This window comes from Sphingomonas sp. TDK1 (assembly GCF_001650735.1).
Taxonomy (GTDB): Bacteria; Pseudomonadota; Alphaproteobacteria; order Sphingomonadales; family Sphingomonadaceae; genus Sphingomonas.
On the sequence record NZ_LXVY01000034.1, the window covers coordinates 165,169 to 175,712 of the forward strand.

7 protein-coding genes are annotated in these 10,544 nt (G+C 66.8%); 4 read left to right on the forward strand and 3 right to left on the reverse strand.

The annotated features are described in order from the left end of the window. Positions 1-85: 85 nt before the first annotated feature. On the reverse strand, positions 86-1,513 hold the full coding sequence (locus A7X12_RS17465; protein WP_064312729.1) for a S10 family serine carboxypeptidase-like protein: 1,428 nt from the start codon (positions 1,511-1,513) through the stop codon (positions 86-88). Positions 1,514-1,692: 179 nt separating this feature from the next. Between A7X12_RS17465 and A7X12_RS17470 the strand changes: the two genes are divergently transcribed. Beyond that, a complete protein-coding gene (locus A7X12_RS17470; RefSeq protein ID WP_064312730.1) occupies positions 1,693-2,925 on the forward strand; it encodes an aminotransferase class V-fold PLP-dependent enzyme in 1,233 nt (410 codons plus the stop codon). Positions 2,926-2,936: 11 nt separating this feature from the next. Beyond that, positions 2,937-4,448, forward strand: a complete 1,512-nt coding sequence (locus A7X12_RS17475) for a S10 family serine carboxypeptidase-like protein (protein ID WP_084445664.1) — start codon at positions 2,937-2,939, stop codon at positions 4,446-4,448. A gap of 16 nt (positions 4,449-4,464) precedes the next feature. Here the strand turns inward: A7X12_RS17475 and A7X12_RS17480 are convergent, their stop codons facing one another. Together A7X12_RS17480 and A7X12_RS17485 are read right to left on the reverse strand one after the other, a co-directional pair. Beyond that, positions 4,465-6,540: an amidohydrolase family protein gene (locus tag A7X12_RS17480; protein WP_064312731.1), complete on the reverse strand. Its 2,076-nt coding sequence runs from the start codon at positions 6,538-6,540 to the stop codon at positions 4,465-4,467. Beyond that, positions 6,540-7,493, reverse strand: a complete 954-nt coding sequence (locus tag A7X12_RS17485; RefSeq protein ID WP_064312732.1) for an ornithine cyclodeaminase family protein — start codon at positions 7,491-7,493, stop codon at positions 6,540-6,542. The genes A7X12_RS17480 and A7X12_RS17485 overlap by 1 nt, the downstream gene beginning before the upstream one ends. Positions 7,494-7,621: 128 nt before the next feature. Between A7X12_RS17485 and A7X12_RS17490 the strand changes: the two genes are divergently transcribed. Continuing rightward, positions 7,622-8,095 carry an Lrp/AsnC family transcriptional regulator gene (locus A7X12_RS17490; protein WP_064312733.1) on the forward strand — a complete coding sequence of 158 codons (474 nt, stop codon included), beginning with the start codon at positions 7,622-7,624 and terminating at the stop codon, positions 8,093-8,095. A 97-nt stretch (positions 8,096-8,192) separates the two neighbouring features. Then, a complete protein-coding gene (locus tag A7X12_RS17495; protein WP_064312734.1) occupies positions 8,193-9,938 on the forward strand; it encodes a M61 family metallopeptidase in 1,746 nt (581 codons plus the stop codon). Positions 9,939-10,544: the final 606 nt, after the last annotated feature.

Sequence of the window (10,544 nt, forward strand, 5' to 3'; positions counted from 1 at the left end):
GGGGCGGAATTTTTTGGCCCAAGCCGCGCCCGGTAGCGAAAAATATGAAACACAAACGCAATCTGGGGCCAAGGTTGTGCAAGATTTATGCTGAGGGTCGCAGGAATGCCGCGAGATCCTTGCCGAAACGCAGCGTCTCACGCCTTTCCTCATACATCATGTGACCGCCGGCATAGCAGCGTAGGGTGAAGCGGGCGGCGACTGCCTTGGGCAAACTGGCCGCCACCGCTTCGTTGCCCGCACAGCTATTGAGCGAGTCGTACAGGCCGGTCGCGACCCAGGCGCGCAGGTGCGGCGCCTTTTCCATCGCGCGTAGTGTCCAGGGCTGGGAAGGGCTGGGTGGCCCTTCGCCAGCGCGGGCGCGCGCGAGCGAGTCCGGCGTGATCGGCGCCTGGTCATATTGCCACTGGTTGCCCGCCTCGCTTTCCGGCGCGTCGATCCCGGCATAGCGGCCGGCGCGATAGCCCAGGGTCGTGCGATAATAATCGAGCACGATGCTGGCATCCGCATGCTCGTCTTCGGGCGCGCCGGTCTTGCGCATGTCGAACAGGCCGAGCGTCTTGCCCTGGCCGGCGAGCAGTCCGGTGCGGAAGGCGCGGGGCGAAACCCACAGCGTCTTGGCGTCGATCGTCGAGGGATCGAGCCCCTGGAAGCGCGCGAGCGCGGCGATCACCTCCGCACGGGCCGCAACGGAGAGCGCATCGGGGGCGGTAAGGGCAGGGACATAGACCTGCTCGGCCCAGCGCCGGGCCTCGGCCAGCGCGCGCGGCGGATCGGCCTGGAGCGCGGGCGCGAGCCTGCCCAGCGCCAGCGCGGTGGCGGTGCGGTTGACCAGCGACAGCGCGCGCAACTGGTTGCGATCGGGCATGTCGCCGAGCGGGATGCCGCCCGAGATCAGCGCGATGCCGGCCACCGGCACCTTCGCGTCGATCAGCCGCTCCGCCACGCCGGCGGCGCGCCAGGTGCCGAAGCTCTCGCCGACCAGATAGAGCGGGGATGCCGCCCGGCGATAGGCGCTGCGGAAATCGGTCACAAAGCCTGCCACCGAAGCGATGTCCGCATTGGTGCCGTAGAAATCGGCGGCATGCACGGGGTCGTCCGCCGTGCTGAACCCGGTGCCGATGGGATCGACGAAGACGAGATCGCTCGCGCCGAGCGGGCTCGCCGCATTGTCCACCAGCGTGCCGCCTCGCAGGATGCGCGGGCCGACCGCGTGGAACTGCAGCGTACGCGAATCCGCACCCGGGCCGCCGTTCCAGACGAAGCTCAGCGGCCGTCGCTTGCCGCCGTGGACCAGATAGGCCGTGTAGAAGATCCTGCCGCGTGCCTCGCCGCGCAGGTTGCGCACCGGCAGCGTGCCGGCACAGGCGACATAGCGCAGCGCCTTGCCGCCAATCCGGGCGCTGTGCCACGTCTCGACGGCGTCGCCGGTGCAGGTTCGGGCACTGCCAGCGATCGGCACCAGCGATCCGGTGGCCAGCAGCACCGCACAATATAGCGCCCGAAGTTTCATCGGCGTACTCCCTCTGCAAGTGTCCTAGCCGAGGCGGCCAGCAATTTTTATGCGCAGGCGGGCGGCTCAGCGCGAAGACGTCGCCTCTGGCAGGGTGCATGTGCCGGTGGAAATCGGCAAAATCTATTCGTGGGACCGGCGCTAAGCTGGTCGGCAATTCGACAAGGGAAGGGCGGGGCATGCGATCGGGCGTAACACGGCGCGACATTTTGGCGGGTGCCGGCGCCGCTCCCTTGGTCGTGCAGGCTGCATCCGCGACGGCGGCCAGCCCGCTGCTGCCCGACAAGGCAAGCTTCGCGCCGATGCCCGGCCCCTATCTGGATTCGGGAACGATGCACCCGATCCCGATCGGCGCCCGCGATGCAGTGCGCGCCTATCTCGATCAGCGCGCCAATACCGAGGGCCGTTATCCTACCGATGCGGTCGAGACGCGCGTGAAGGCCAGCTTCGCCAAGCTCATCAACGCCGCGCCGGAGGAGATCGCCTTCGTCCAGAGCACCACGGCGGGCGAGCAGCTCGTCATCGACGGGCTGGACTTCCCGCGTGCCGGCGGACGGATCGTTACCGATACGCTGCACTTCTTCGGCTCCTTCTACCTCTATCAGGAACTGGCCAAGCAGGGCTTCGACGTCGCCTGGGTACGGCCCACCGAAAACCGCATCTCGATCGAGGCGATTGAAAAGGCGATCACGCCGGGCACCCGGCTGGTCGCGCTGTCGCTGGTGTCGACCTACAATGGCTTCGAGCATGACCTGAAGCGCGTGTGCGAGATCGCCCATGCCCGCGGCGCGCTGGTCTATGCCGACATCATCCACGCTGCGGGCACGGTGCCTGTCGACGTGCGTGCCACCAATGTCGATTTCGCGGCCACCGCCAGCTACAAATGGCTGATGGGCGATTTCGGGCTGGGCTTTCTCTATGTCCGCGCCGATCTTCACGACCGGCTCAAGCGCACCCGCTATGGCTATTACCAGCTCGCGGCGTTCGCGCCACACGTCTATCCCTTCGATCCGCCCGGCGAGACCATCGCCGATGTCACGCCGCGCCCGGACATGGAGGGGCTGTTCGCCGGCGGCACCCACGCGCACACGGTTGTAGCGCAGCTCGATTGGTCGCTCGACTATATCCTGAATCTCGGCGTCGACCGCATCGCCGCGCACCGCCAGCCGCTGATGGCGCGACTACGCGCGGGGCTCGTCGAGCGCGGCTATACGATCGTCACCCCTCCGGGCACCCGCACCCCGCTGCTGACCTGCGCGCTGGAGGGAGCCTATGCCAAACTCTCCGATCCGCTCAAGGCGGCGAAGGTGCAAATCACGCTGTCGCGCAACCGCTTCCGCGTCTGCCCGTCAATATTCAACGACGGGGACGATATCGAGCGGCTGCTCGCCGCGCTTCCCCGTATTTCCTGAAAGGCCCCCCGATGCGCCGTGCCCTGTCCGTCGCCCTGCTGCTCGCGGCCGTCTGTCCCGTTGCCGTCCGGGCGCAGGATGGCGATGCGCCGATGCCGCCGGCGTTCCTGCGCGCGATGGCGCCGATGGTCCCGCGCGATGCCGCGACCGATCGGGTGGTTACGACCGAGCATGTCGCGACGATCGGCGGCAAGAAGGTGGCCTATCGCGCCGTGGTCACCGAGCTTCCGATGCCGGGCGCAGACGGCGGACCGGTCGCGGTGGCGGTGAGCTATGGCTATATCGCCCAGGCCAAAGGCGGTCCCGCGAAGCGACCGGTGCTGTTCGTGTTCAACGGCGGTCCCGGTGCCTCGTCCTCGCCGCTCCACCTGCAGGCGCTTGGGCCGCGCCGGATCGTCGGCAAGGGCGAGGCGGCGTATCTCGAGGATAATCGCTTCAGCCTGCTCGATGCGGCCGATCTGGTGTTCATCGATCCGGTGGGAACGGGCGCCAGCATGCCGATCAAGGACCGCGACGCCTCGGGCTATTGGGGTGTCGGCGGCGATGCGCGCGGCGTGGCGCTGATGATCGAGCGCTGGTTGGCGGCGAACGGCCGCACCGGTTCGCCGGTGGTGCTGATCGGCGAGAGCTATGGCACCTCGCGGGCGCTTGCGGTGCTGCACGAGACCAGCAATGCGAAGAAGCCGCTGCCCGATGGCGTGGCGCTGCTCTCGCTGGCGGTCGGCGACAGCGACGGGCCGGTCGTCTCGGACGTGGTCAAGCTGCCGACACTGGCCTCGGTGGCCTGGTATCACCAGGCGATCGATCGCGGCGGCCGCAGCGTCGAACAGCATTATGCGGCGGCGCTGGCGTTCGCCCAGGGGGACTATGCGCTGGCCCTGCTCAAGGGCTCGACGCTCTCCCCGGCGACGCGGCGCAAGGTTGCCGAGCGGATGTCGGCGCTGATCGGCCTGCCGGTATCGCTGCTGGAGGAAAAGAACCTCCGTCTCGACAATTACGATTTCATGCTGAACATCCTCGCGGCCAAGGGGCTCCGCACCGGCCAGCTCGACGGGCGTGCCACCCGCGCGATCGCGGACTCCAAGCTGCGGCCGCCGTTCGACGACCCCTCGATGACGCTTGGGGCCAGCTCGGCGCAGCTGATCGAGACTTATCTCAAAAGCGAGCTCGGCTATGGGCTGCCGAGCCCCTATCGCAGCCTCAACCTGGGTATCAACTTCAAGTGGAGCTGGGACAAGGAATATGGCGGCAGCTATCGCTCGATGTCCTTCGCGCCCTATCTGAAGGCAGCGATGGACGCCAAGCCGACGCTGCGCGGCTTCACCGGCGGCGGCTATTACGACATCACCACCCCGGTCTATGCGGGCCAGTTCGCGCTGGAACAGGCCGGCGTGCCGATGGATCGCGTCTCCGCGCACCACTATGCGGCGGGCCACTCGGTGTTCGAGGACGAGGCCGGACTGGCGGCGCTGAGCGAGGACCTGCACGCGTTCGTGGCGCAGGTGGTTGCCGCCAGGCCGTAACGGCCTGGCGGGCACGTCAGAACAGGAACTCGTCCGCCGCATCATGCGACGGGCCGCTTCCTGCCGCCTTGGGCGCCACCGCCGGACGAGAGATTTTCGGCGCGTCCGCAAACGGCTTCACCCCGAAGGCGGGATAGATTTCTGCAGGGAAGTAGATCGTACCGTCCTTCACGACCATCGAGATGCGATGCAACTCGCGCAGATCCTTGGTGGGGTCGCCGGGGAGGAGCAGAAAGTCCGCGCGCTTCCCGCGGGCGATCGAACCCAATTTCTGGTCGCGGCCCATATATCGCTCGGGCGTCAGCGTGCCGAGGCGCAGCACATCGGGGATCGGGATGCCTGCCTCGGCATAGATCTCCAGCTCGCGGTGGACGGAAAGCCCGGTCTGGTCGTCGGTGCCGGGCAGCAGGGTGACGCCGCGATCGTGGAGCAGCTTGAGCAACTGCTTCACCTTTACCATCGCGCCGTCATACGCGGCGGCATCGTCGGGGCCGGCAATGGGTGCAATCGCCTGGCGGCGGCGGCGCTGCAGGCCGATCGGCAAGTGATCGATATAGCTGGCGACCGAAGGGCTGGCCATGCCGTTGCGACTGCGCATCAGCAGCTCGAGCGTCACGGCGGTGGGATCATGCGCGACATGGCCGGCGACCATCGCGTCCAATGTCTTCGCCACCGCCGGCGAGGCGAGGTCGAGCCCGGCGGTCCGCCGCATCGCGGTCAGCCGCAGGGGCGTGCGGGTATCTTCCCTGGGATCGAGCACCCAGCCGAGCATCAGTTGGTTGATATGGGTGACTTCGTCATAGCCCGCCGCGATCATCGCATCGGCGTTGGTGAAGGCGGGGATATGCCCGGTAACCCCCATGCCCAGCCGGTGCGCTTCCTGCGCGATGGCGGGCACCCAGGCCGGGTTCATGCTGTTGTATATCTTGACCTGCCAATAGCCGCGCGCGGCATACCAGCGGACCGCGTCGATCGCCGCCCGCTCGCTATCGGCGACGATGCCCAGCCGCGCCGAATAGGGGCTGCGACCCTCCAGGAAGCCGTTGGGGACGATCCGCGGCCCGGCGACTTCGCCCGCATCGATCTGGCGGATGAGCCGGGGCAGGAAGGCGTTGTCGTTCCCCATGTCGCGCACCGAGGTGACGCCTGCGGCGATGTAGAGCATCGCCGATTCCAGCCCGGTATGGGCGTGCATGTCGTGCAGGCCGGGCAGCAGCGTGCCGCCATCGCCCTCGATCGTCGCTTCCCCGGAAGAGGGTTGCGCATCAAGCGGCTGGATGCCGGTGATCCGTCCCTCGGCGAACAGCACCGAAACAGGCGCGCCGAGCGTGCCCGATGCAGGATCGAACACGCGGACGTTGCGGATGCGCACGGGTGCGTCGATCTTGTGGGCGAAGCGCTGCTGGAGTGCTGCATAGCGCTTCGCGGTGAGGTCGGCTGCAAGCTGCGTCAACGCCGGCACCTCGGCCTCATGGCCCTCGCGCACCACCGCGCCGCCGGTCTCGAGCACCGCGAACAGCCGCTGGTGCCCATCGAGGAGGATCATCTCGGGCGACAGGTCGATCCCGCTGATCGCATAGGCCTGGTAGGTCGCGGTGCCGATCTTCGCCGGGCCCAGCTTCTCGATACGGAGCTGCCCGCCCGGCATCGCCGGCAGCGTGCCGTCCGGCCGCTGGAGCAGCGCCCGCGCATAGAGACCGAGCGCCCAGGGGCTCGCATTCTGCCCGATATAGAGGCCGGCGGCGGGAGCGGGTGCACTGCGCTTCCCCATGGAGTCGCTCCAGCGCGCGGTCCCGCCCGAGCGCGAAAAGCTCTCATGCACGTCGCCGCCGAAGGTCGACTTGCCGTCGAGCGCCCAGCCCACCGGCGTGCCGTCGGCGCCAAGGGCAATGCTCTCCGTCATGGTCGGGCCGCGACCATTGTTCTTCACGTCATAGTGGATCGTGACCGTGCTGCCCTGCTGGTCTGCGTCGAGAAAGCCCACCTTCTCGCCATTGGCGATCACGCTCAGCCTTTCGTGCTGGGCACATGCCGGCGTGGCGATGAACAAGGTAGAGGCGAGCAGGGCGGTTCGCAGTAGGGTGGGCGACATCAGGTGCGTGTGTTCCGGTACAGATGGGCGGCGACGGCCAGGTCTTGCACGGCATGGCCCAGCGACTTGTAGAGGGTGATCTCGCTGTCGCTCCGGCGGCCCGGCGCGCGGCCGAGCAGCACGTCGCCGATTTCCGCGACGATATGATCATCGGTGACGAGGCCGGCCGCGCGCGCCACCAGGAATTCGGCGGCGGCGTCCAGCGCCGAGGCGCGGCTGTCGGCGATGTAGCGGCTTTTCACGACCAGCGCGTTGTCGACCTCGACCGGCCCGGGCCCGCTCGATCCGACGAGATTGACGTGCGTACCGCCGCGCACCCACGCACCCAGGATCACGGGTTCGGCCGAGGTGGTCAGTGTGCAGATCACGTCCGCCTGGCCGGCTGCGGCTTCCAGATCGGCCACCGCTTCTGCACCGAGCGCTCCGAATTCGGCGGCAAGACGCTCTGCCTTGTCGATCGCGCGGCCCCAGATCAGCACGGAATCGAAGTCGCGCACCAGCGGGAGTGCGTGCAAATGGGTGCGTGCCTGGCCGCCGGTGCCGACGATCAGCAGCGTACGGGCATCGGCACGGGCCAAGGCATCGGTGGCGACAGCGGTGGCTGCCGCCGTCCGGATATGGGTGATCTCCTCGGCGTCGGCGATCGCGACCGGCTCGCCTTCGTCCGGCTCGAACAGCAGCACGACACCGCGATGCCTACGGAGGCCCGGCGAGCCAGGATCGGCGAAGACGCTTAGCATCTTTGCGCCGAACATGTCGTGCTCGCCGAGCGCCCCGGGCATCTGGGCAAAGGTGCGACCCGAGCCCAGGGGGATCATCGTGCGGAGAAGCTGACGGGTGGTGCCCGCGGACAGCGCCTCCATCGCGTCGCGGACGACGCGGATACAGTCGGTATAACCCAGGTGATCGCGCACATACTGGCCGTCGAAAACCGCCAGCTGCTCGCGCTTCATCTCTCGCCTCCCGCTGGAAATCTGAAGGCAGGATAATTTGGGTGCTCCGCAAAAGCTTGCCTGCCGTGCCCGGTTAATTTAGCTTTTGTGACAAGATGATGCAATTTTAGCATCGGAGGTGCATAAATTTGGCAGACAATCTCGATCGGATGGACGTCAAGATCCTGGAGCGGTTGCAGATCGACGCGTCCGAATCCTCCAGCGAGATTGCGGAGCGGGTGGGGCTTTCGCAATCGCCCTGCTGGCGCCGAATGCAACGGCTGCGCGAGGAAGGCTATATCAAGGCGCAGGTGGCCATCCTCGATCGCGAGAAGTTTGGCGAGAGCATGTACATCTTCGCTCAGCTCAAGATGGGGCGGCTGAGCGACGAGGGTCGCGAGCGATTCATGCGCGCGGTCGATGAGACCCCCGAGATCACCGAAGCCTATACGCTGTTCGGCGAGATGGACGTGATGCTCAAGGTGCTGGCGCCGAGCATGGCCTGGTACCAGAATTTCACCTTTCGCACGTTGCTGCGCCTTCCCGGCGTCGAGGACATCCGGTCGGTGGCGACACTGTCCGAGATAAAATGCAGCCATCGGCTACCATTGCCGTCGCGCTGATCCCGCATAAATCATGCGCGAGAGTTACGCTTTAGGGCGAGATCGCCGAAATTTTCGCCGCTCCAGCCGATAGGATCTTGGCAGCGGAGGACCATGCATGACGAAGCTTTTCCAAACTCCAGTGCTGGCCATGGCCATGGCTGTGCTGCCGGCTTCTGCGAGCAGCGGGGCGATCACGGATCCGTCTCCCGGCATTGCGATCACGATCGCACCAGCGGCGCCGAATGCCGCCCACGTTATTCCCTATGTCGACGTGATCGTGGTGACGCAGGACATGCATCGCAAGGCTGGGGAAGACCTGTTCAAGCTCGCGCTGGTGGCCAACACCGTCGTGACCAGCGGCAAGGACCTGCAGGGGCTGGCGATCGCGGATGCGAAGGGGACGATCGCCGCCACGGTCAAGGATGTCGAGGAGGATGGCTCCAACCGCACGCGGATCTGGCAGGCGCCGCGCGCGATCGACGGCGCGGTGACGATTCGATACCGCGTGCCGATCGACGCCGCCGCGCCGCCGCTGGCACTGCCGCAATATGAGATGCGCACCGAGCAGGACGGATTCTCCGCCGCAGCCAATGCCTTCGTCCTCCTGCCAGCCGACGAGATCGCGCGCCGGGCGACGGTCCACTGGGATTTCGCTGCATATGGTGCCGGCGGCGTCGGCGTCTCCAGCTTCGGTGTGGGCGGCGCCACCAGCACCGAACCGTTGCCCGCGTCCCGTCTTTCCTCCGTCTATTACATGGCAGGCAAGCCCGGCGTGTTCCAGGCCGGGAAGGACGGCTTCTTCGCCGCTTGGCAAGGCACGCCTCCCTTCGCGATGGACCCGCTGATGCGCTGGGCGGGTGATCTTCACCGCTTCTACGGCAGTTTCTTCGGCTATGTACCGCCCAGCTTCGGCGTGTTCGGGCGCACCAACCTTCGCAATCCCGGGAGCGGCATCGGTCTGACCGACAGCTTCGCCTTCACCTTCAACCACACGTCGAAGCCCGACGACCTGAAGTCGCTGCTCGCGCATGAGATGCTGCATAGCTGGGTGCGCTCGCTCGACGAGTCTATGGATGCCGCCGGCGGGCTCGACCGGTCGTGGTTCGGCGAAGGGCTCGCGGTGCACTATCAGCGCATGCTGCCCTATCGTGCCGGGATGATCACCGCCGACGCGTTCCTCGCCGACCTGAACGAGACCGCCGCGCGCTACTATACCAACATCAAGATCAACGTGCCGAACGCGGAAATCCCGGCGGGCTTCTGGAAGGACACGCGCATCCGCGTGCTGCCCTATGATCGCGGCTCGCTCTATTTCGCAGCGCTCGACGCGGCGGTGCGCAAGGTGTCGAGCGGCAAGCACGGCCTCGACGACATGGTGCGGACGATGCTGGCGGCGCGGCAGGCGGGCAAGCCCATGGACGAAGCGCTGTGGCGCTCGCTGGTGAAAGCGCAACTGGGCGCCAAGGGCATCGCCGATCTCGATGCGATGCTGGCCGGCGGGACGGTCACGCCGCCGTCCGACGCATTCGGCCCGCAGTTCCGCCGGGTTTCGCGAATGCTGCGCCGATTCGACCTGGGCTTCGATCCCGCGTCGCTGACCGTCCGCCCGAAGATCGTGAAGGGACTGATTGCCGGCTCGGAGGCCGAGACGGCCGGTCTCCACAACGGCGATGAGATTCTCAACACGTTCTCGCAGGACGGGCTTCAGGGTGACCAGACGCGCATGCTCACCCTGGAGGTCAAGCGCGGCAGCGAGAGGTTGTCGATCCGCTACCTCCCGCGCGGCGAGCACGTCGCAGCCTATCAATGGGAGCTGGTGCCCGGCAAGCAACAGAGTGCGAAGCTGCCCCAGCCTCGCTGAGGCAGGGCAGCAGCTACCGCTACCGCGCGGCGCGGCGCACGCAGCGAAAGCCGATATGCGAGGTGGGCGTAGCCTCCATCCGCGGGGGGCGTACCAGGGCGTCTCACGCCTTCGGCGTGACTGCGCTCGCACGCCGCGTCGCGGCGCCGAGTCGGCTTGGCCGCCTCGGCACTTCGGGTATTGATCGCGGACGCCGCCGATCCTCCGGATCGGAGGGCCGGCGGGTGCCGGCAGCGGAACGCGAGTGCGGTGCGCGCGCTGGCGCACGCCTGCGGCGACACCAGGGCGCGCATGTTGTTGGTGCCCGCGTGGCACACTTGCCCGGGCGGGAGGCACGGGCAGCGGCTGGCGCACGTGCTGGCGCGCGCACGCCGCCCGCGTGAGGCCCATGCGTGAGCGCATGCCAATCTCGTCAATCGGCATAAACCGACCACGAATAAGCGTACCAAATAGGATGTTTTGTCTTGACATCGTGACGATGAGAAGGTACAAAACGGGAACGCTGACGAATCGCGTCTCCGACGGGCGCTTCCAGTATAGTCAAATTATGCGCAGTAAAACTGGCCTCGTCAGCGTGAAATAGGGCTGCGCAATCTAGTACAAGTT

What these genes read in the sequence shown, in the direction of transcription:
- A7X12_RS17475 (WP_084445664.1), top strand. Translation starts at nt 2,937, where the DNA reads ATGCGCCGTGCCCTGTCCGTCGCCCTGCTGCTCGCGGCCGTCTGTCCC.
- A7X12_RS17465 (WP_064312729.1), bottom strand. Translation starts at nt 1,513, where the DNA reads ATGAAACTTCGGGCGCTATATTGTGCGGTGCTGCTGGCCACCGGATCG.
- A7X12_RS17470 (WP_064312730.1), top strand. Translation starts at nt 1,693, where the DNA reads ATGCGATCGGGCGTAACACGGCGCGACATTTTGGCGGGTGCCGGCGCC.
- A7X12_RS17480 (WP_064312731.1), bottom strand. Translation starts at nt 6,540, where the DNA reads ATGTCGCCCACCCTACTGCGAACCGCCCTGCTCGCCTCTACCTTGTTC.
- A7X12_RS17485 (WP_064312732.1), bottom strand. Translation starts at nt 7,493, where the DNA reads ATGAAGCGCGAGCAGCTGGCGGTTTTCGACGGCCAGTATGTGCGCGAT.
- A7X12_RS17495 (WP_064312734.1), top strand. Translation starts at nt 8,193, where the DNA reads ATGACGAAGCTTTTCCAAACTCCAGTGCTGGCCATGGCCATGGCTGTG.